Annotated in this window: 19 protein-coding genes; 16 read left to right on the top strand and 3 right to left on the bottom strand. The window is 73.0% G+C overall.

Features of this window, described 5'->3' with window-relative positions; translation table 11 throughout:
* The first annotated feature begins 91 nt into the window (after nt 1–91).
* The 7 genes from IFT90_RS07130 (at nt 92) to IFT90_RS07100 (ending at nt 7827) form a co-directional block, all read left to right on the top strand.
* Nucleotides 92–1414, top strand: a complete 1323-nt coding sequence (locus tag IFT90_RS07130) for a M20/M25/M40 family metallo-hydrolase (protein ID WP_192041621.1) — start codon at nt 92–94, stop codon at nt 1412–1414.
* Between the two features lie 25 nt (nt 1415–1439).
* Entirely contained in the window at nt 1440–2282 is an 843-nt protein-coding gene (locus IFT90_RS07125) for an undecaprenyl-diphosphate phosphatase (RefSeq protein ID WP_192041620.1), read from the top strand.
* Complete coding sequence (gene mshC, locus IFT90_RS07120; RefSeq protein ID WP_192041619.1) at nt 2279–3538, top strand: cysteine--1-D-myo-inosityl 2-amino-2-deoxy-alpha-D-glucopyranoside ligase; 1260 nt, start codon at nt 2279–2281, stop codon at nt 3536–3538. The genes IFT90_RS07125 and mshC overlap by 4 nt, the downstream gene beginning before the upstream one ends.
* A gap of 105 nt (nt 3539–3643) precedes the next feature.
* A complete protein-coding gene (locus IFT90_RS07115) occupies nt 3644–4975 on the top strand; it encodes a sensor histidine kinase (RefSeq protein WP_192041618.1) in 1332 nt (443 codons plus the stop codon).
* Nucleotides 4972–5697 (top strand): response regulator transcription factor, encoded by a 726-nt coding sequence (locus tag IFT90_RS07110; protein ID WP_199861740.1) that lies wholly within the window; start codon nt 4972–4974, stop codon nt 5695–5697. The genes IFT90_RS07115 and IFT90_RS07110 overlap by 4 nt, the downstream gene beginning before the upstream one ends.
* Nucleotides 5698–5815: 118 nt before the next feature.
* The gene (locus IFT90_RS07105) at nt 5816–6700 is read left to right on the top strand and encodes an ATP-binding cassette domain-containing protein (RefSeq protein WP_192041617.1); all 885 of its coding nucleotides are present in this window, start codon (nt 5816–5818) and stop codon (nt 6698–6700) included.
* On the top strand, nt 6697–7827 hold the full coding sequence (locus IFT90_RS07100) for an ABC transporter permease (RefSeq protein WP_192041616.1): 1131 nt from the start codon (nt 6697–6699) through the stop codon (nt 7825–7827). The genes IFT90_RS07105 and IFT90_RS07100 overlap by 4 nt, the downstream gene beginning before the upstream one ends.
* 65 nt (nt 7828–7892) lie before the next feature.
* On the opposite strand, the gene IFT90_RS07095 is transcribed toward IFT90_RS07100, so the two are convergent.
* On the bottom strand, nt 7893–8792 hold the full coding sequence (locus tag IFT90_RS07095; protein WP_133738066.1) for a proteasome assembly chaperone family protein: 900 nt from the start codon (nt 8790–8792) through the stop codon (nt 7893–7895).
* A 167-nt stretch (nt 8793–8959) separates the two neighbouring features.
* On the opposite strand from IFT90_RS07095, the gene IFT90_RS07090 reads away from it, so the two are divergent.
* From IFT90_RS07090 to lnt, 9 genes are all read left to right on the top strand, one after another.
* Complete coding sequence (locus IFT90_RS07090; protein WP_192041615.1) at nt 8960–9652, top strand: HAD-IA family hydrolase; 693 nt, start codon at nt 8960–8962, stop codon at nt 9650–9652.
* A 74-nt stretch (nt 9653–9726) separates the two neighbouring features.
* Nucleotides 9727–10758: a tRNA (adenine-N1)-methyltransferase gene (locus IFT90_RS07085; RefSeq protein WP_192041614.1), complete on the top strand. Its 1032-nt coding sequence runs from the start codon at nt 9727–9729 to the stop codon at nt 10756–10758.
* Nucleotides 10759–10825: 67 nt separating this feature from the next.
* Complete coding sequence (locus tag IFT90_RS07080; RefSeq protein WP_192041613.1) at nt 10826–11755, top strand: FKBP-type peptidyl-prolyl cis-trans isomerase; 930 nt, start codon at nt 10826–10828, stop codon at nt 11753–11755.
* A 74-nt stretch (nt 11756–11829) separates the two neighbouring features.
* Entirely contained in the window at nt 11830–12888 is a 1059-nt protein-coding gene (locus IFT90_RS07075; RefSeq protein WP_371812172.1) for a helix-turn-helix transcriptional regulator, read from the top strand.
* Nucleotides 12885–13859 (top strand): WYL domain-containing protein, encoded by a 975-nt coding sequence (locus IFT90_RS07070; RefSeq protein ID WP_192041612.1) that lies wholly within the window; start codon nt 12885–12887, stop codon nt 13857–13859. The genes IFT90_RS07075 and IFT90_RS07070 overlap by 4 nt, the downstream gene beginning before the upstream one ends.
* Before the next feature lie 113 nt (nt 13860–13972).
* A complete protein-coding gene (gene tatA, locus IFT90_RS07065) occupies nt 13973–14230 on the top strand; it encodes a twin-arginine translocase TatA/TatE family subunit (protein ID WP_192041611.1) in 258 nt (85 codons plus the stop codon).
* A gap of 3 nt (nt 14231–14233) precedes the next feature.
* The gene (tatC, locus tag IFT90_RS07060) at nt 14234–15070 is read left to right on the top strand and encodes a twin-arginine translocase subunit TatC (RefSeq protein ID WP_371740859.1); all 837 of its coding nucleotides are present in this window, start codon (nt 14234–14236) and stop codon (nt 15068–15070) included.
* A 4-nt stretch (nt 15071–15074) separates the two neighbouring features.
* Entirely contained in the window at nt 15075–17597 is a 2523-nt protein-coding gene (locus IFT90_RS07055; protein ID WP_192041610.1) for an RNA helicase, read from the top strand.
* A gap of 96 nt (nt 17598–17693) precedes the next feature.
* Nucleotides 17694–19361, top strand: coding sequence for an apolipoprotein N-acyltransferase (lnt, locus tag IFT90_RS07050; RefSeq protein ID WP_371740858.1), 1668 nt, complete (start codon nt 17694–17696; stop codon nt 19359–19361).
* Nucleotides 19362–19496: 135 nt separating this feature from the next.
* On the opposite strand, the gene IFT90_RS07045 is transcribed toward lnt, so the two are convergent.
* Both IFT90_RS07045 and IFT90_RS07040 read right to left on the bottom strand, forming a co-directional pair.
* On the bottom strand, nt 19497–19862 hold the full coding sequence (locus IFT90_RS07045) for an RNA polymerase-binding protein RbpA (protein ID WP_123545626.1): 366 nt from the start codon (nt 19860–19862) through the stop codon (nt 19497–19499).
* A gap of 86 nt (nt 19863–19948) precedes the next feature.
* Nucleotides 19949–20692: a glycerophosphodiester phosphodiesterase family protein gene (locus tag IFT90_RS07040; protein ID WP_371812171.1), complete on the bottom strand. Its 744-nt coding sequence runs from the start codon at nt 20690–20692 to the stop codon at nt 19949–19951.
* Nucleotides 20693–20696 lie beyond the last annotated feature (4 nt).

Below are 20696 nucleotides of genomic sequence, written 5' to 3'. Positions count from 1 at the left end.
TGCCTGCCGAAGCCGACCACGAAACACTAGCACGGCCACGGAGGCACTCCTGACCACGGGCAGGAGGCGGTCGCCGGGTACCGTGGACGACATGACGACGAGCGCTCCGCAGCCGGACCACCACGACCTCGACGAGACGGCCGTCATCGCGCGCGACCTGATCCGCTTCGACACCTCCAACTACGGCGGCGGCCGGTCCGAGGGCGAGGCCGACGCCGCCGAGTACGTCGCCGAGGCCCTGCGGGCGCTCGACCTCGAGCCGCAGCTGTTCGAGTCCGAGCCGGGGCGCGTCAGCGTGGTCGCCCGGGTCGCGGGCGCCGACCGCGCCAAGCCGGGCCTCGTCGTGCACGGCCACCTCGACGTCGTGCCCGCCGACCCGGCGAACTGGTCGGTCGACCCGTTCGCGGGCGTCGTCAAGGACGACATGCTCTGGGGCCGCGGCGCCGTCGACATGAAGAACATGGATGCGATGATGCTGACGTCGCTCGGCGACATCATCCGCTCCGGCGAGCGCCCCGCCCGCGACCTGGTCGTCGGCTTCTTCGCCGATGAGGAGGCCGGGGGAGTGCTGGGCTCGCACTTCCTGGTGAAGGAACACCCCGAGCTCTTCGCGGGGGCCACTGAGGCCATCAGCGAGGTGGGCGGCTACTCGACCTACATCGACGGGCGTCGCTCGTACCTGCTGCAGACGGGCGAGAAGGCGCTGATCTGGATCACGCTCCGCACCCGGGGCACGGCGGGCCACGGCTCGCAGATGATCCGGGCGAACGCGGTGACGCGACTGGCGGAGGCGGTCGCCGCGCTCGGCCGCCAGGAGTGGCCGATCGCCCTCACCGAGACGACGACGGCGCTGCTCCGCGAGGTCGCGCGCATCCTCGACGTCGACGTCACGCAGACCGCGCCGGACGAGCTCGTGCTGCACACCGGCACGGCGCAGGGCTTCATCCGCGGCTCGCTCCGCACGACGACGAACCCGACGATGCTGACGGCGGGCTACAAGCACAACGTGGTCCCCGACACCGCGGAGGCGCGGGTCGACATCCGCTGCATGCCCGGCCAGGAGGAGGCGGTCCTCGCCCAGGTGCGCGAGCTCGTCGGCGACGACGTCGAGATCGAGACCGTCCACACCGACATCGGGCTCGAGACGCCGTTCTCCGGCGACCTCGTCGAGGCGATCACGGCCACCCTGCAGCGGCACGACCCGGGCGCGCCCGTGCTGCCGTACCTGCTGTCGGGCGGCACCGACAACAAGGCGCTGAGCCTGCTGGGGATCGCCGGCTACGGCTTCGCCCCGCTCCGCCTGGGGGAGGACATGGACTTCCCGGCGATGTTCCACGGGGTCGACGAGCGGGTCCCGCTCGACGCACTAGCCTTTGGCAGTCGCGTCCTCCGGGACCTCCTGGCGACCTACTGACACCCCCACCAGAAGGGCACCCCGCGTGGAGCATCTCCTCCAGGCACTCCTGCTCGGCCTCGTCCAGGGCCTGACGGAGTTCCTCCCCATCTCGTCGAGCGCTCACCTGCGCCTCGTCGGCCTCTTCTTCTCCGACCCCGACGCCGCCGCGGCCTTCGACCCGGGTGCGACGTTCACGGCCATCACGCAGCTCGGCACCGAGCTCGCCGTCGTCATCTACTTCTGGGGCGACATCACGCGGATCGTGACCCGCTGGTTCCAGGGGATCACCGGGAAGATCCCCCGCACCGACCCCGACGTCCGGATGGGCTGGCTCGTCATCATCGGCACGGTCCCGATCGTGCTGGTGGGGTACTTCGCGCAGGAGTACATCCGCACCGTCTTCCGCTCGCTCTGGATCGTCGCGGTCGTGCTGATCGTCTTCGGCGTGCTGCTCGGCCTCGCCGACCGGCTCGGCAGGAAGACGGCCCGCTTCGACGAGATGACCTACGGCCACGGCATCGCCGTGGGCGTCGCCCAGGTGCTCGCGCTGTTCCCCGGCGTCTCCCGCTCGGGCGCGACGACGACCGCCGCGCTCAGCCTCGGCTACACGCGTCCCGCTGCGGCCCGGTTCTCGTTCCTCCTCGCCGTGCCCGCGGTGTTCGGCAGCGGTCTCTTCGAGCTGGTCCAGAGCTTCAGCGAGCCGGGCCCCTACTCGCTCGGCGAGACCCTGGCCGCGACGGTCGTGGCCTTCGTCGTCGGGTTCGTCGTGATCGCCTTCTTCATGAACTACATCTCGAAGCGCAGCTTCCTGCCCTTCGTCGTGTACCGCATCCTGCTCGGCGGCGTCCTGCTGGTCCTGCTCGGCACGGGCGTGGTGGCGGCATGAGGTCCTGGAAGGCACCGGCCGTGCCGAGCCTGCCCGGCGACGGGCCGCTGCCCGTCCTCTGGGACACGGCCACCGCCTCCTTCGTGACGACCCGTCCGGTCGACGGCGCCGCCACGCTGTACGTCTGCGGCATCACGCCCTACGATGCGACGCACCTCGGGCACGCCAGCACGTACCTCGCGTTCGACTCGCTCGTGCGCGTCTGGCGGGACGCGGGCCTCCGGGTGACCTACGCGCAGAACACGACCGACGTCGACGACCCGCTGCTCGAGCGCGCCACGGCGACGGGCGTCGACTGGCGGGCCCTCGCCGCGTCGCAGACCGACCTCTTCCGCTCGGACATGGAGCACCTCGCCGTCGTCCCGCCGGAGCACTACGTCGCGGTGACCGACGTCGTGGGCGACGTGGCGGACGCCGTCGCGGGCCTGATCGACTCGGGCGTCGCCTACCGGGTCGAGACCCCGGGCTCCGAGGCCGGCGACGACGTCTACTTCGACGTCCGGGGCGCCGAGCGCGACACGTCCTGGCACCTCGGCCTCGAGAGCCGCTACGACGCGCCGACGATGGCCCGCTTCTTCGCCGAGCGCGGGGGAGACCCCGATCGCGCCGGCAAGCGCGACCCGCTCGACCCGTTGCTCTGGCGTGCGGCCCGTGCCGACGAGCCGTCCTGGCCGTCGTCGGTGGGCCCGGGCCGACCCGGCTGGCACATCGAGTGCACCGTCATCGCCGAGCAGCACCTCGGCGCGACGGCCACGGTGGCCGGGGGCGGCAGCGACCTCGTCTTCCCGCACCACGAGATGAGCACCGCCCACGCGACGTCGATCACCGGCGAGCCGTCGGCCCGCCAGTGGGCCCACAGCGGGATGGTCGCCTACCAGGGCGAGAAGATGAGCAAGTCCCTCGGCAACCTCGTCAAGGTGAGCGAGCTCGTCTCCGCGGGCCGGGACGCCCGAGCCGTCCGCCTCGCGATCACCGCGCACCACTGGCGGTCCGACTGGGAGTGGCTCGACCACGACCTGGTCGACGCCGAGCACCGTCTCGCGACCTGGACGACCTGGGCGGACGGAGCGGGCCCGCAGGAGGCGGGGGCGGAGACGACGCCCCTGCTCGCGCTCCTGCGTGCCGCCCTCGCGGACGACCTCGACACGCCCCGGGCGATCCGGGCCGTCGACGACCACGTGGCGGCCGGTCGGCCCGCGACCGCCGTCGACGTCGACGCAGTGGCCGCCCTGCTGGGGATCGACCTCCGGCGCTGAGGAGCGCCTGCCCCGGGGAGGGTCGGGATGCGACGTCGTCGCCCCCGCCCCTCCGGCGTCCGTGACGGAAGCTCGCGACACACGGTCCCTGATATACTGACCAGGATGTCCGTCCCCGTCTGCCCCGCCGACGGGGACGAGACCGTCTGGCGCCCCGGCCCCCTCACCCGACGGCAGGCCAGGGCCGACGTCTGGCTCGCCGCGGCCCTCCTCGGCCTCGGGCTGGTGACCTGGTGGCTCGCGTCGGTCGCCGTCGAGGACTCCGACGTCAGCACGGCACCGCCTCTCGAGGCGATCGCCTGGCTCGTCGCCCTCTGCGCGCCGACCGCGCTGCGCAGGCGCGCCCCGCTCTCCGTCATGGTGGTGGTGAGCGCAGTCCTCGTCCTCAGCCAGCTGCGTGGCTACCCCGACTCCACGGCGCCGTCCATCGTCGAGTTCCTCGTCGTCTACACGGCCAACGCGTGGGCCCGCTCGCGGCGGGCGGCACTGGTCGGCAGCGCGGTCGTGACGGTCGCCGTCCTCGGCTGGTTCGGCGTCGCCGTCCTCGGCCCCCTGCAGCAGGGCGACCCGCTCCTCTCGTCGACCGTCGCCGGCGTCGTGTACTCGTTCGTCCTCAACCTGCTCTTCTTCGTGTCGGCCGTCTGGTTCGGCCGGTCGTCCCGGGTCTCCGCCGCCCGCCTCCGTGCCCTCGAGCGTGCCGGGGTCGACCTCCGCGCCGCCCAGGAGCTCGTGGCCGACCGCGCGATCGGCGAGGAGCGCGCACGCATCGCCCGCGAGCTGCACGACGTCGTCGCGCACCACGTCGCCGTGATCGCCATCCAGGCAGGTGCGGCGCGACGAACGCTCCACCAGCCCGAGATCGCGAGCGGCGCGCTCGGCGCGGTCGAGTCCACGGCACGCACCGCCATCGACGAGCTGGAACGGCTGCTCACCGTGCTGCGCGCCCAGGACGACACCCGGCACGACGGCCCGACCGGGCTCGCCGCCCTCCCGCAGCTCGTGGCCGACACCCGCCGACTCGGACTCGACGTCCGGTTCAGCACCCACGGCGAGCGCTTCGACGTGCCCGACAGCGTCGGGGTCACCCTGTTCCGGGTCGTCCAGGAGGCGCTGACCAACACCCTCAAGCACGCCTCGGCCGGTGTCGCCGACGTCCGCCTGCGGTTCCGCGACCGCGCCGTGGAGGTCGAGGTGACCGACGACGGGGTGGGCGGAGCCGCCTCCTCGTCGACGCAGCAGCACGGCTCGGCCGGTTCGGGCCTCGGCCAGCGTGGGATGCGCGAGCGGGTCGACCTGCACGGCGGCGAGCTGCACGTCGGCCCGCACGCCAAGGGCGGCTACCGGGTGCGCGCCGTGCTGCCCGCCGTCCGCACGGCCACCGTCGCCGCCCCCGAGGACCCCGCCCTTCCCCGCCCTCGAGAGGCACCCGCACGATGACCGCCGACGCCCCTGCGCCCGACGCTCCCGACGCCGACGCCATGCGCCCGATCAGGGTCCTCCTCGCCGACGACCAGGACCTCGTCCGCGCCGGCTTCCGGATCATCCTCGAGACCGCTCCCGACGTCGTCGTCGTGGGCGAGGCCAGGGACGGCCTCGAGGCCGTGGCGCTGGCCGCCTCGACGTCTCCGGACGTGATCGTGATGGACGTCGAGATGCCCGGCATCGACGGCCTGGAGGCGACGCGTCGCCTCCTCGAGGCCGCGGCGCCCGGCGGCCCGGCCGTGCTGGTGCTCACGACCTTCGGCCGCGGCGAGTACCTGTTCCGTGCGCTCCGTGCCGGGGCCAGCGGCTTCCTGCTCAAGACGTCCAGCCCGGAGGAGCTGATCGAGGCGATCGCCGTCGTGCACCGCGGCGACGCCTTGCTCGCCCCCGAGCTGACCCGCCGGGTCGTCGCGGCCGCCCTCGCCGAGGCCGTCGTGCCCGTGATCGTGCCGAGCCCCCGGCTCGCCGCGCTCACCGAGCGCGAGCGCGAGGTGCTCGACCGCATGGCCACGGGCTGCTCGAACGCCGAGATCGCGCGAGACCTGTTCCTCGGCGAGGCGACCGTCAAGACGCACGTGTCCAACGTGCTCACGAAACTCGGGCTGCGCGACCGCACGGCCGCCGTCGTCTTCGCCTACGAGAACGGGGTCGTCGTCCCCGGCGACGGACCCCGCTAGGGCGCCGACTCCGCCGCCCGTGGGACGCACCGGGTCCCCGCCGCCTCCTACGCTGGGGGCGACGGCCGGCCCCGGCCGACGCCACAGGGCAGCCCGGTGCCGCCCGGAGGGAGGGCCCGTGCTCCAGCTCGACCACGTCCGACGGTCGTTCGGCGGCCGGACCGCGCTCGACGACGTCTCGTTCGACGTCGCCGACGGACGTCTGACCGGCTTCGTCGGGGCCAACGGCGCGGGCAAGACCACGACGATGCGCATCGTCCTCGGCGTGCTCGCCGCCGACTCGGGCGAGGTCCGGTGGGACGGGTCCCTGCTCGGCGACGAGGTGCGCCGCAGCTTCGGCTACATGCCGGAGGAGCGTGGCCTGTACCCGAAGATGACCGTCGTCGACCAGCTCGTCTACCTCGCCAGGCTGCACGGCGTCGGCCGAGCCGCGGCGAGACGCCGCTCGCTCGAGGTGCTGGACCGTCTCGGCCTCGTCGACCGGGCACGCGACAAGCTCGACAGCCTCTCGCTCGGCAACCAGCAGCGGGTCCAGATCGCGGCGGCCCTCGTCCACGAGCCACGGATGCTGGTCCTCGACGAGCCCTTCTCCGGCCTCGACCCGATCGCTGTCGACGTCGTCGTCGCGGTGCTCCGTGAACGGGCGTCGACGGGGGTGCCCGTGCTGTTCTCGAGCCACCAGCTGGACGTCGTCGAGCGTCTGTGCGACGACCTGGTCGTGATCGCGGACGGGACCGTCCGGGCGGCCGGGCCGAGGCACGAGCTGCAGGCACGGTTCGCGCGGGCTCGCTGGCGCATCGTCGTCGACGACGACGCGGGCTGGCTGCGCGATGAGCCCGGAGTGACGGTCGTCGAGCTCGACGGCCCCGTGGCGCTCGTCGAGCTCGCGGCCGGGACGGACGACCAGGCCGTGCTCGCGGCGGGGCTCCGGCACGGGCCGGTGCGCTCGTTCCACCCCGTCCTGCCCCGGCTCGCCGAGATCTTCGAGGAGGTCGTCCGATGACGCCCGACCCCCCTGTCGCCGACCGGGCCGCCGAGCGCCCCGGTGCTCGCGGGCTCCTCTGGGTCGTCGCCCGACGCGAGATGGCGGTCAAGCTGCGCGATCGCGCGTTCATCGTCAGCGGCGTCGTCATGCTCGTCCTCATCGGCGCCGCACTCGTCGTGCCGGCCCTGCTCGCGGGCGGCCCCGACCGCGTGGCGGTCCTCGACGCGCGCACCGCGGCCGTCGTCGAGGCGACCGGCGCGGAGGCCGTCACGACCTCGTCGGACGACGAGGCGACGGCGGCGGTCCGCTCGGGCGACGTCGACGCCGCCGTGCTGCCGGATGCAGACTCGCCGACCGGGCTCCGCGTCGTGGCCCTCGAGTCCGTCTCGTCGGTGCTCGTGCTGGGCGTCAGCGAGGCGTCGCCGGTCGAGCTGCTCGAGCCCGCCGACGCCGACCCGCTGGTCGCCGTCTTCGCGCCGCTCGCCTTCGGGGTCCTCTTCATGACGACGTCGCTGCTCTTCGGCCTCAGCATCGCGCAGAGCGTGGTGGAGGAGAAACAGACCCGCGTCGTCGAGATCCTCGTCGCCGCGGTCCCGGTGCGCACGCTGCTCGCGGGCAAGGTCGTCGGCGCGGCCGTCCTGGCGATCGCCCAGACGGCCGTCCTCGCCGCGGTCGCGCTCGGGGGCCTGGCGCTCTCGGGCCGGGCCGACGCGCTCCCTGCCGAGCTCCTGCCGTCCCTGGCCGCGGCCGTCGGCTGGTACGTGCCGTTCTTCGTCGCGGGCTTCCTGCTGCTCGCGGGCATGTGGGCCGTCGCCGGGGCCCTCGTGTCGCGCATCGAGGACCTGGGCTCGACGACGACGCCGGTCCAGCTCGTCGTGATGCTGCCGTTCTTCGCGACCGTGTTCGTGAACTCGCCCGGCCCGGCCCTGACCGCGCTGTCGTTCGTCCCGTTCAGCGCACCGGTCGCGATGCCGGTGCGGATGGTGCTCGAGGGCGGGGTCCCGGTCTGGCAGCCCCTCACGGCCCTCGCGCTGCTCGTCGTCGGCGCCGTCGCGGTGGTGCTGGTCGCCGCGCGCCTCTACGAGGGGTCGCTGCTCCGCACGGGCGGCACGACCTCGCTCCGCCAGGCCTGGCGTCGGCGCTAGCCGACGTCGCGCGCGGACCCCACCTGGAGCACGCCCTCATCAGCGGTCGAGCGCAGTGGGCAGCCTCAGGGGGCAGGCGGCAGGCGCGGGTCGTCCGGGCCCTTGCCGTCGTTGCGCCGCAGGTAGCGCTCGAACTCCTCCGCGATGGCCTCGCCGCTCGCCTCGGGCGAGTCGACCGTGTCGCGCGCCTGCTCGAGCTGCTCGATGTAGCCGGCCATGTCGTCGTCGTCGGAGGCGAGCGCGTCGATGCCCTGCTCCCACGCGGCGGACTCGGCCTCGAGGTCGCCCCGGGGGATGCTGACGCCGGCGACCTCGTCGAGCTTCTCGATCAGCGCGAGGGTCGCCTTGGGGGAGGGCGAGGCGTGCACGTAGTGCGGCACCTGGGCCCAGATCGACAGGGTCGGGACCCCGGCGGACTCCACCGCGTCGCCGAGCACGGAGAGGATGCCGACCGGGCCCTCGTAGGTGCTGCGCTCCAGGCTCAGCTCGCCCCGCACCTCCTCGTTGTCGCTGCTGACGAAGACCGAGATGGGGCGCGTGTGCGGCACGTCGGCGAGCATCGCGCCGAGGAACACGACGGCGGAGACGTCGTGCACGTCGATCAGGTCGACCACCTCGGCCGCGAAGCCGCGCCAGCTGCGCGAGGGCTCGGCGCCGAGCAGCACGAAGACGTCCGGGGCGTCGCCCGCGGGGCCGCCGGCGGGCGTCGAGGCCACCTCGGGGGAGGCGTGCAGCTGGATCCGAGGCCAGACGAGCGCGCGGACCCCGTCGTCGTCGTACCCGACCTGGGGGCGGTTGAACTGGTAGTCGATGTACCGCTCTCCGTCGAGCTCGGCGACCGGCTCGAGCGCGAGGGTGTCGACGATGCTGCGGGCGACGCCGCTGGCCGCCTCGCCGGCGTCGTTCCAGCCCTCGAACGCCACGACCAGGAGGCGGCCCGTCGCGAACGACGGCGTGCCGCTCACCGCCGACCCCTCGGTCGTCGTCTCGTCGGGCACTGCGTCTTCACCGGGCACGGGATCCTCACCAGCCGGGCACGGTCCCCGGCGTCTAGCCCTCCACGATAGCCGTCCGACACCGTCGAGGAGGCGGCAGCGCGGCGGCCCTGACCGCTCCCGTAGACTCGTGCCCCGTGACCGACTCCCTGCCTGCCGCCGTCCTCTGGGACATGGACGGAACCCTCGTCGACACCGAGCCCTACTGGTTCGACTCCCAGGTCGACCTCGTCGCCTCCTTCGGGGGCACCTGGACGAAGGCCGAGGGCGACACCCTGATCGGCTCGGGCCTCTGGCACTCGGCCGCCGTCCTCCAGCGGCACGGTGTCGACCTGCCCGCGGACGAGATCATCGACCGGCTGACCACCGACGTGCTGACGCGCTGCGCCGAGCACGTGCCGTGGCGCCCGGGAGCCCGCGAGCTCCTCGCCGAGCTGCGGGCCGCCGGCGTCCCGACCGCGCTCGTCACGATGTCGATCCGTCGCATGGCCCAGTTCATGGTCGACGCGATCGGCGACGACTCGTTCGACGCCGTCGTGGCCGGCGACGAGGTCGAGCACAGCAAGCCCCACCCCGAGGCGTACCTGCGCGGTGCCGAGCTGCTCGGCGTGGACGTCGCCGACTGCGTCGCCATCGAGGACAGCGTCCCGGGCCTCACCTCGGCGATGGCCGCCGGCGCCGTCGCGCTGGGCGTCGAGCACGCCGCGCCGCTCGCCGACGACTCCGGCTACGTCCGCCGCGACACGCTCGTCGGCGTCGGCCTGGCCGACCTGCGCGAGATGCACGCCGCGGGCCGACGCGCCCGCGACGCGCACACCTCCGACTCCTGACCTCCCGGCGCCGCGTGCGCCGCCCCTCCCGCACCGCGGCCCCGATCCGGGCCCGACAGAGAGCAGCACCCACCATGAGCGCCACCCGCCGACAGTCCGGCCCGTTCCTCGAGGGCGACAAGGTCCAGCTCACCGGCCCCAAGGGCAAGATGAACACCGTCGTGCTGACCCCCGGGGCCGTGTTCCACACGCACCGCGGCATGATCGCCCACGACGACCTCGTCGGCCTCCCTGACGGCTCGGTCGTCGCGAGCACGACCGGAGACGAGTACCTCGCCCTCCGCCCCCTGCTGAGCGACTTCGTCATGTCCATGCCCCGCGGCGCGGCCATCGTCTACCCGAAGGACGCCGCCCAGATCGTCGCCTTCGCCGACATCTTCCCCGGCGCCACGGTCGTCGAGGCCGGCGTCGGGTCGGGCGCCCTGTCGCTCTGGCTGCTCCGCGCGATCGGGCCGGAGGGGCGCCTCGCGTCGTTCGAGCGCCGCCAGGAGTTCGCCGACGTCGCCCAGGGCAACGTCGTGAGCTTCTTCGGCGCCGAGCCGCAGAACTGGACGGTGACCGTCGGCGACCTCGTCGAGGAGCTCGCCACGGTCGTCCCCGACGGCACCGCCGACCGGGTCGTCCTCGACATGCTGGCCCCGTGGGAATGCGTCGACGAGACGGCCGCCGCCCTCACGCCCGGCGGGCTCGTGATCTGCTACGTCGCCACGGCCACCCAGCTCTCGCGCGTCGCCGAGGCCCTCCGCGCCTCCGGCCAGTTCACCGAGCCCGACGCCTCCGAGACGCTCGTCCGGGGCTGGCACGTCGAGGGCTTGGCAGTCCGCCCGGACCACCGCATGATCGGGCACACGGGCTTCCTGATCACCGCCCGTCGCCTCGCACCGGGTGCGGTGCTGCCCCAGCTCAAGCGCCGCCCGTCGAAGTCCGACTACTCGGACGAGGACGTCGAGCTGTGGACCCCCGGCGCGCTCGGCGAGCGGTCGGCGAGCGACAAGAAGCTGCGCAAGACCGCGCGGCAGGCGCGCTCGGCGGCCGACAGCGCCGTCGCCGCGACCGACAGCCTCGCCGAGGCCGACGGCGACGGCCGGGCCGACGTGCCGCACTAAGCTGTCCTCCGCATCACCAGCGACCCGCCAGTCGCGGCCCCCGGCCGCAGCCCAGGAAAGAGCCTCCGTGCGCAAGATCCCCGCCCTCGTCGTGACCGTCGGCCTGCTGGCCTCGCTGACCGCGTGCGCGACGACCCCCGCGCCGGGCTCCGCCGGGTGCCCGCCCACGGGCGACGCCGCCTCGGTCGTCACCGCCACCGGCGCCTTCGGCGAGAAGCCCGACGCCCAGGTGCCGAGCCCGATCGTCACGACCGAGACGCAGGTCTCGACCCTGATCGAGGGCACGGGCGACCGCATCCTCGACGGCACGCCGGTCATCATCGACTACACCCTCTACGACGGCACCACCGGTGCCGAGGTCGAGGACTCGGGCTACGACGGCAGCCTCAACGCGCCCATCACCGTCGGGGGCAGCGCCCTGGCTCCGCTCGCCTCCGCCCTGGAGTGCTCACGGGTGGGGTCGCGCGTCGCCGTCGCCATCAAGGCCTCCGAGCTGTCGGCGTCGGTCAACGGCGGCGCCGGTGCCACCGACGACGCCCCCGACGCGGCGTACGTCGCGATCGTCGACATCCGCCAGTCCTTCCTCGCCGAGGCGAACGGCCGCCCCGTGCTCGGCGCGCAGGGCATGCCCGCCGTCGTCCGCGCCCCGGACGGCGCCCCCGGCGTGACGGTCCCCGCGTCGGAGGCCCCCACGTCGCCCGAGTCGCACCTCGTCCTCGACGGCTCCGGCCGCGAGCTCGCCGCGGACGATACCGCCGTCGTGCAGTTCACCGCCGTGACGTGGGCCTCGCCCTCGACCGTCGCGACCTCGTCGTGGACCGACGGCGGGTCGGCCACGTCGCTGCCGCTCGCGGACGAGCAGATCCCCGGTCCGATCCGCGACGCCCTCGTGGGCACCGCGATCGGCTCGCAGGTGATGGTCGTCGTGCCCGCCGACGACGCGGCCGGCGTCCCCCAGCCGCTCGTCTACGTCTTCGACGTCCTGGGCGCCCTCTGACCCGCCGTCCCGTGTCGCCCCGCCGCCCCGTCCTCGGGGCCGCGGGGCTCGCGGGCGTGTCCTAGGATCGACGCGTGGCAGCCGTCCGCGCTCCGCGCATCCCCGTCGAGGAACGCCTCTTCAGCCTCGTCCTCGCCCTCCTCGCGACCGACGCGGGCCTGACGAAGACCGAGGTCCTCTCCACCGTCCAGGGCTACCGGCAGAAGTACGTCGCCGGCGGCGACAACGCGGCCCTCGAGCGGCAGTTCGAGCGCGACAAGGACGACATCCGCGAGCTCGGGGTGCCCCTCGAGACCGTCGACGACCCCGCCGCGGCCGGCGACAACCACCTCCTGCGCTACCGCATCCTCCGCGGCGACTACGAACTGCCCGTCGACATCTCCTTCTCGCCGGAGGAGACGGCGCTCCTCACGCTCGCGGGCATGGTGTGGCGCGAGGGCACCCTCTCGGCCGAGTCCCGCCGCGCGCTGCTCAAGCTGCGGTCCCTGGGAGGCGCGACGAGCGTCCCCGAGCTCGCCTACGCCCCGCGGGTCCGCAGTCGCGACGCCGCCTTCGAGCCGCTGCGCACCGCCCTCGACCGAGGCGTCGTGGTGCGCTTCGACTACCTCAAGCCGGGGGAGGCGGCGCCCCGCCGACGCGAGGTGGCTCCCTTCGCGCTGGTCCAGCACCAGGGCCGGTGGATGGTGTCCGTCGTCGAGCCCGACACGTCGTCGCGCAAGAACTTCCTGCTGTCGCGCATCGTGGGCCCGGTGACCGTCACGACGAAGGCGTTCTCCCGCCCCGCCGACGCCACCGCCGACTCCGCGCTGGAGGGCCTCGACCGGCTGTGGGAGCAGAACACGGCCACCGTCCGCGCGGCCCCGCACTCGGACGCTCGCACGCGCCTCGGCGCACGACGCGGCACCGTGCAGGGCGACGACGACGTGCTGCTCGTGCACTACAGCGACCGCCAGGTCCTGGCCGAGGAACTCACGTCGTTCGGGCCCGAGGTCGTCGTGCTCGCGCCCGACGACCTGCGCGACCTGGTGGCGTCGCGACTCCGCGACCTCGCCGCCGACCATCCCGTCGACGCCGCCCCCAGCCGCGCCTCAGCGGGCTCCGGTGCCGCCACGAGCGGGGGAGCAGGCTCGTGACCGACCGCCGTCCTGCCCTGCACGCGACCGACAAGCTCGCGTTCCTCCTCTCGCTCGTGCCCTGGCTGATCGACCACGAGCGCGTCAGCGTGGCCGAGGCCGCCGCGCACTTCGGCGTGGGCGTGACCGACATCCGCCGCGCGGTCGAGCTGATCGCCGTGTCGGGCATCCCGGGGGACACCGCCCAGTACCAGCACGCCGACCTCTTCGACATCGCGTGGGACGACTTCGAGCAGAACGACGTCATCGTCCTCACGAACCTCGTGGCCATCGACGACACGCCCCGCTTCTCGGCACGGGAGGCGGCCGCGCTGATCGCGGGCCTGCAGTACCTGTCGTCGCTGCCGGAGAACGCGGACCGCGGGGCCGTCGCCTCGCTGATGTCGAAGCTCTCCCGCGGCGCCTCGGGCGAGCCGAGCCAGGTGGCCGTGGCCCAGGAGGGCACGAGCGAGGTGCTGGCCCTCGTCCGCGACGCCGTCGAGCGCGGGGTGCAGCTCGAGTTCGACTACGCCGGCGTCCGAGGGCAGGTCGAGCGGCGCCGCGTCGATCCCCTCCGGGTGGAGTCGCTCGACGCCGACTGGTACCTGCGCGGCTGGGACCACCTCAGGGAGGCGCTCCGGACGTTCCGCCTGGACCGCATCGCCTCGCCTGCCCTCAACGACGCGCGAATCACGCACCGCGCCTCCGACCTGTCGCTGCCCGACACCCTCTTCGAGGGCTCGCCGGACGACCTCGACGTCGTCGTCGAGATCGACGCGGCGGCGGCGCCGCTCCTGGACGACTACCGCCCCTCCGACGTCGAGGACGCGGGGGAGGGTCGCACCCGCCTCACCCTCCGGGTCGGCCACGTGGGCACCGTCGCCCGTCTCGTGAGCGGTCTCCCGGGCCGCGCCCGCGTCGTCGCGCCGGACGAGGCACGTCGTGCCGTCGCGAGCTGGGCCGCCGAGGCCGCCGCCCGCTACGACGCCTGAGCCGCTCGGCCGCCGGGGCAGCTCGGGTCGCTCGACGTGGGCCCGACCACCAGGTCCCGTCACAGGCGCCGGGTTACACTGGGGACTCCCCTTCCCGCTAGGAGACACCCCTCATGCTCGGAAACCTCACCGGCTGGCACCTGATCATCATCCTGGCGATCATCCTGCTGCTGTTCGGCGCCCCCAAGCTGCCCGCCCTCGCGAAGAGCATCGCCCAGTCGATGCGCATCTTCAAGAACGAGATCGGCGACGACAAGAAGACCGGCGACGACGACGTCACCCGCCACTCGGCCACCGACAGCACCCTGCGCCGTGACGCCGACGTCCCGACCGTCCGCCCCACCAGCGGCGACGACCACCTGAAGAACTGACGCGTGGCCACGACGACGACTCGTGGCACCGACGAGGGCGACCAGGCACCCCGGGGCTCGCGGAAGCGCTCGGCCGACGGGCGCATGTCCCTGGGCGCGCACCTCGTCGAGCTGCGCAAGCGCCTGTTCCGCTCCGCCCTGGCCCTGATCCTCGCCAGCGTCGCGGGCTGGTTCGTCTCCCAGTTCGTCCTCGACTTCCTGCGGCAGCCGGTCCTCGTGCTGGCGGGCGGCAACGCGAGCGAGGCCGTGCTCAACTACGCCCAGATCACGAGCAGCTTCGACCTGCGGATGCAGATCGCCGTCACCGTCGGCGTCATCCTCAGCAGCCCGGTCTGGCTGTACCAGGTCTGGGCGTTCATCGTCCCGGCCCTGGTCCGTCGAGAGAAGCTCTATGCCGTCGGCTTCATCGGCTCGGCCATCCCGCTCTTCCTGCTCGGCTGCATGAGCGGCGTCTACGTCCTGCCGAACATCGTGCGCGTGCTCACGGGCTTCGTCTCCGAGCAGGACGCCGCGATCATCGACGCGAAGCAGTACTTCGACTTCGTCCTCAAGCTCGTCCTCGCCTGCGGCATCGCCTTCGTCCTGCCGGTCTTCCTCGTGCTCCTCAACTTCGTCGGGGTCATCAGCGCCGGGGCGATCATCAAGGGCTGGCGCGTCGCCATCCTGCTGATCGCGGTCTTCACCGCCATCGCGACGCCCGCGGCCGACGTCTTCTCGATGTTCCTGCTCGCGGTGCCCATGGTGTTCCTCTACTTCGTCGCCGCCGGCGTCGCCTGGATCCACGACCGCGGCGTCGCCAAGCGCGCCGCGGCACTCGACGCCGAACTCGCCGGAGGGTGACCCCATGACCAGCAGCGACCTCAGCCCGGCCGCCCGCTTCGCCGCCTCGAAGAACCGCGTCCGCACGCCGCAGCTGCAGTCGTTCCGGTCGCGCCTCGGCTTCTCGCTCGACCCGTTCCAGGAGGCGGCCTGCGCCTCCGTCGAGGAGGGCTCGAGCGTCCTCGTCGCCGCGCCCACCGGTGCCGGCAAGACCCTGGTCGCCGAGTTCGCCATCCACCTCGCCATGCAGCACCCCCGCGACAAGGTCTTCTACACCGCGCCGATGAAGGCGCTGAGCAACCAGAAGTTCCAGGAGCTGGTGGCCGAGTACGGTGCGTCCGAGGTCGGCCTGCTCACCGGCGACACCAACGTGAACTCCCGCGCCCGCATCGTCGTGATGACGACCGAGGTGCTCCGCAACATGATCTACGCGGGCTCCGAGATGCTCGACGACCTCCGCTACGTCGTCCTCGACGAGGTGCACTTCCTCGCCGACCGCTTCCGCGGCGCCGTGTGGGAAGAAGTGATCATCCACCTCCCGCTCGACGTGCGCCTCATCTCGCTCAGCGCCACCGTGTCGAACGCCGAGGAGTTCGGCGACTGGCTGCAGACCGTGCGCGGCGGCACCGACGTGATCGTCTCCGAGGACCGCCCGGTGCCCCTCGACCAGCACGTCCTCGTCGGGGGCAAGTTCCTCGACCTGTTCGACTCGAGCGGGCAGGCGGCGACCAACCGCGTCAACCCCGAGCTGCTGCGGGCCACCTCGCTGTCGAGACGAGGAGGCGGCAGCCGGCGCGAGCGCGGCGGTCGCGAGGGCTTCTCGGGCCGTGGCCCGCGCGGACACGTCGTGCCGCCGACGCAGCACGCCCAAGGTCGCCTCGACCGCTGGAAGATCGTCGAGATGCTCGACGACCAGAACCTCCTCCCGGCCATCTTCTTCGTCTTCAGCCGCGTCGGCTGCGACCAGGCCGTCAAGCAGGTGCTGCGCTCGGGCATCCGCCTCACCACCGCCGACCAGCGCCAGGAGATCCGCGAGATCGTCGAGGCCCGGTGCCGCACGCTCCGTGACGAAGACCTCGCCGTGCTCGGCTACTGGCAGTGGCTCGACGGCCTCGAGCGCGGGGTCGCCGCGCACCACGCCGGCCTGCTGCCCGCCTTCAAGGAGGTGGTGGAGGAGCTGTTCCAGAAGAAGCTCGTCAAGGTCGTCTTCGCCACCGAGACCCTGGCTCTCGGCATCAACATGCCCGCGCGAACGGTCGTGCTCGAGAAGCTCGAGAAGTTCAACGGCGAGGCCCGCGTGCCGATCACGCCGGGGGAGTACACCCAGCTGACCGGCCGCGCCGGCCGACGGGGGATCGACGTCGAGGGGCACTCCCTCATCCAGTGGCAGCAGGGCCTCGACCCGCAGGCGGTCGCGAGCCTCGCCTCCCGACGCACCTACCCGATGAACTCGAGCTTCCGCCCGACCTACAACATGGCGGTCAACCTGATCGAGCAGTTCGGCCGGTCACGCACCCGTGAGGTGCTCGAGACGTCGTTCGCGCAGTTCCAGGCCGACCGTGCCGTCGTCGACCTCGCCCGCAAGGTCCGCACGCAGCAGGAGAGCCTCGACGGCTACGCCCGCAGCATGCAGTGCCACCTCGGCGACTTCGGCGAGTACACCACCATCCGTCGCGAGCTCGGCGACCTCGAGAAGCAGGGCGCCGCACGAGCCGACGCGCAGTCACGGGCCGAGCACGACAAGCGCCAGCGGCACCTCGCCGACCTGCGCCGTCGCCTCCGCCAGCACCCCTGCCACGCCTGCCCCGAGCGCGAGCAGCACGCCCGCTGGTCCGAGCGCTGGTGGAAGCTCAAGAAGCAGACCGACCAGCTGTCCGCCCAGATCCGGGGGCGCACCGGCGCCGTCGCCAAGGTCTTCGACCGGGTCACCGACGTGCTGCTCGACCGCGGCTACCTCGAGCCCGCGTCGCCGCGCTCGTCGACGTCCGGCGCCGCCGCGCCCGGCTCGTCGAGGCGCGCGGGCGATCGCACGGCCGAGGTCGCCGTCACGTCGACCGGGCGCACCCTGCGTCGCATCTACGGCGACCGTGACCTGCTCGTCGCCGAGAGCCTGCGGCTCGGGCTCTGGGACGCGCTCGACGTGCCCTCGATGGCGGCCATGGCCGCCACCCTCGTCTACGAGCCCCGCCGCGACGAGGGCCAGCTCAGCGAGCGGTTCCTGCCGCGCGGCGCGTACCGCGAGGCCCTCGACGAGACGCAGAAGCTCTGGGCCGAGCTCGACGACCTCGAGCAAGAACACCGTCTGCCCGGCAGCAACCCGCCGGCTCCTGGCTTGGCGCTGGCCATGCACCGGTGGGCCAGGGGAGCGGACCTCGACTCCGTGCTCGAGGACGCCGAGCTCGCCGCGGGCGACTTCGTCCGCTGGACGAAGCAGACCATCGACCTGCTCGACCAGCTGTCCGTCGTGGCCGACCTGCCGGTGGGGCCGATCGCCCGCCGGGCGCTCGACGCCGTCCGGCGCGGCATCGTCTCCTACTCGGCGGTCTGAGGCGGGGCCCGGCGGTCCGAGCCGGCTCCGCAGGGCCGCTCGAGACCCGCAGGAGGCGCGCCCCGCCTCCCAGCCTCGCCCCCGTAGGATCGCACGGTGCCCCTCCGCGTGACCGACTTCCGCCTGCCGCTCTGGGTGGCCGTCCTCGTGGCGGCCGGGGCCGGGATCGTGCTCGACGCGGGGTTCCCCGACGGCGACGTGTGGCCCCTCGCCTTCGTCGGGATCGCCCTCGTGCTGGTGTCCCTGCGTGGCCGCCGGGCCGGGGGAGCGTTCCTCGTGGGCCTCGTGGCCGGGCTCTCGTTCTACCTCGTCCACATCTTCTGGGCGACCCTCTACCTCGGGCTGCTGCCGTGGGCCGCGCTCTCGACGCTCGAGGCCCTCTTCTTCGGCGGCGGGGCCGTGCTCATCGCCCTCGCCTACCGCTGGGTGCCGCGCATCTGGCCCGGACTCGTCGGCCAGGCCGTCGTCGTCCCGGTCGTCGTGGCCGGCCTCTGGACCCTCCGCGAGTTCGTCGCCGGCAACTGGCCCTACGGCGGGTTCGCGTGGGGCCGCATGGCGCTCAGCCAGTCGCAGAGCCCGTTCGCCGGGCTCGTGGCGTGGGTGGGCATCTCCGGGCTGAGCTTCCTCATGGTGGCCCTCGTCGCGGCGCTGATCCAGCTCGCCCTCATGGTCACGCTGCCCCGCGCGACCCGGCTGCTGGCCGGCGCGATCGCCGTCGTCGCCGTGCTCGCCGTCCCCGCCTGGCCCACGTCGTCGAGCGGCACCGCCCGCATCGCCGGCGTGCAGGGCAACGGACCGGCCGGCTACTTCGACGAGAGGGAGCAGGGCGACCTGCTCAACTCGCAGGTGCTCGCGATGAGCGGCCTCCAGCCCGGCGACGACCTCGACCTCGTCGTCTGGCCCGAGGGCGGCAGCGACCGCGACCCCACCCGCGACGCGTACGGCCGCTACGTCTTCGACGCCATCACGACGGGATACGACGCGCCCCTCCTGTCGGGCGTCATCACGCAGAGCGACGACGGCGAGACCGTCTGGAACTCCTCCGTCCTCTGGGACGACGGCGAGGTGCAGGGGCAGTACGACAAGAAGCACCCGATCCCGTTCGGCGAGTACGTGCCCGACCGCTCCTTCTGGCGGCCCTTCGCACCTGACCTCATCGACCTCATCGCCCGCGACTACACGCCCGGCACACGACCTGAGGCGATGACGATCGGCGACTTCACCGCCGGCATCTCGATCTGCTTCGACATCGTCGACGACCAGCTCGTCACGAACATGATGCGCGACGGCGCCCAGGTGATCATCGCGCAGACGAACAACGCCGACTTCGGCGAAACCGACGAGAACGCCCAGCAGCTCGCGATCGCCCGGCTGCGGGCCATCGAGACGGCGCGCCCGGTCGTCAATGTCTCGACCATCGCCTCCAGCCGGGTCATCGACGCGCAGGGGGACATCGTCGCCGGCGTCCAGGACTTCACGGCCGGCACCATGGTCCACACGGTCGACCTCGGCACCGGGACGACGCCCGCAGTCGTCGACAGCCGGGCGATCGAGCTGTTCGTCTCGTTCCTCGGGCTCGCCCTGCTGGTCCTCTCGCGGGTGCTGATCGGCGGTCGTCGGAGCCGACGCCGCCGTCTCCTCACCTCGGCTCCGTGGGCGGAGCTCACCACGCCGCGGCTGGCCGCCGAGAAGCCCGTGGCCCTCGAGGACGAGCTGGACGACCCCGGCCAGTTCGACTCGGTGCGGCGCGGCCGCCGCCGCTGACGACGCCGCACGGGACGCACGGCGTCACGACCGGCAGGCCGTCAGGACCTGCGACCGGACGCACATCGGCCCCGGCGTCGTGATGACGACCGGGGCCGATGGTGGGGGAGCGGGCCGGAACTCGGAGGGCGAGCCTCAGGCTCCGATGGCCTGCTTGCCGCGACGCGCGCGGAGGAACGTCAGACGCTCCTCGAGGAGCTCCTCGAGCTCCTCACGGCTGCGTCGCTCGAGCAGCATGTCCCAGTGGCTCCTGGGCACCTTGACGTCTCCGGCCTCGATCTCGACGGGCTTGCCGTCCGCGGCGAGCAGACGACCCTCCTGGCCGCTCTTGGGCGACTGCCAGATGTCGGGGATCTCCGCGTCGGCCGCGAAGACCATGTCGAACTCCGTGCCGTCCGCCGTCTGGTAGACGGCACGCTTCCGGGGTGAGAACTCCACGCCCTCTTCGCTCTGCAGGCTCTGACTGCCGAGCCGCATGCCACGCAAACTGCGATCTGCCATTGTGTGGTCTCCTCTCGCGTTGCAATCTCCCGTTGTAACGTCAGGTCGGGTCCGCCTGTTTCATCCGAGACGGATTCACAGTCCGCTCACAGTGCCCTGGCAGTGGCCGCCCGCACCTCCGCGAGGGCGAGATCGACCCGGTCGGACACGAGTCCGTGCACGCCGAGGGCGAGCAGACGGCGCATGGCGACGGGGTCGTTGACGGTCCAGACGTGGGTCTCGACACCGATCGCCTCGAGGTTGCGGACCCGGCGACGGGTGACGACACGGAGCGGGCCCTGGCGCTCGGGCACCTGGACGGCCCCGCAGCCACGGAGCGCACGGGCCATCAGCCTTAGCCGGATCGACGTGACGGGCACGGCGCCGAGGGCGACGACGGCGACGACGCCCCAGGACGACGCCGAGGTGGCGACGCCGGGGAGCTCGGCAAGCACCCGCCGTCGGATGCGCTGGTCGAACGAGGTGAGCAGGACGCGGTGCTCGGCCCGTGCCCGCCGCACCGCGTCGATCGTCGGGTCGACGGCCTCGGCGACCTTGACGTCGATGTTGAAGCGGGTCTCGGGGAACGCGTCCAGCGCCTCCTCGAGGGTCGGCATCTCGTAGCCGTCCTCGAGTCGGACCAGCCGGACCTCGGCCAGGGTGAGGTCGTGCACCGAGACGTCACGACCCGCGACCCGCGAGAGGTCGGGGTCGTGGCTCACGACGGCGACGCCGTCGCTCGTCGCGTGGACGTCGGTCTCGACGTAGAGCGCGCCCGCCGCGATCGCCTGCAGGAACGACGCCGTCGTGTTCTCGGGCACGTCGAGGGCCAGGCCGCGGTGCGCCAGCACCCGC

The organism is Frigoribacterium sp. CFBP 8766 (assembly GCF_014841435.1).
Taxonomy (GTDB): domain Bacteria; phylum Actinomycetota; class Actinomycetes; order Actinomycetales; family Microbacteriaceae; genus Frigoribacterium.
The sequence above is the reverse complement of the archived record's forward strand: the minus strand, read 5'-3'. Positions and strand labels throughout refer to the sequence as shown.

What these genes read in the sequence shown, in the direction of transcription:
- IFT90_RS07130 (WP_192041621.1), top strand. Translation starts at nt 92, where the DNA reads ATGACGACGAGCGCTCCGCAGCCGGACCACCACGACCTCGACGAGACG.
- mshC (WP_192041619.1), top strand. Translation starts at nt 2,279, where the DNA reads ATGAGGTCCTGGAAGGCACCGGCCGTGCCGAGCCTGCCCGGCGACGGG.
- IFT90_RS07115 (WP_192041618.1), top strand. Translation starts at nt 3,644, where the DNA reads ATGTCCGTCCCCGTCTGCCCCGCCGACGGGGACGAGACCGTCTGGCGC.
- IFT90_RS07110 (WP_199861740.1), top strand. Translation starts at nt 4,972, where the DNA reads ATGACCGCCGACGCCCCTGCGCCCGACGCTCCCGACGCCGACGCCATG.
- IFT90_RS07100 (WP_192041616.1), top strand. Translation starts at nt 6,697, where the DNA reads ATGACGCCCGACCCCCCTGTCGCCGACCGGGCCGCCGAGCGCCCCGGT.
- IFT90_RS07085 (WP_192041614.1), top strand. Translation starts at nt 9,727, where the DNA reads ATGAGCGCCACCCGCCGACAGTCCGGCCCGTTCCTCGAGGGCGACAAG.
- tatA (WP_192041611.1), top strand. Translation starts at nt 13,973, where the DNA reads ATGCTCGGAAACCTCACCGGCTGGCACCTGATCATCATCCTGGCGATC.
- IFT90_RS07055 (WP_192041610.1), top strand. Translation starts at nt 15,075, where the DNA reads ATGACCAGCAGCGACCTCAGCCCGGCCGCCCGCTTCGCCGCCTCGAAG.
- IFT90_RS07045 (WP_123545626.1), bottom strand. Translation starts at nt 19,862, where the DNA reads ATGGCAGATCGCAGTTTGCGTGGCATGCGGCTCGGCAGTCAGAGCCTG.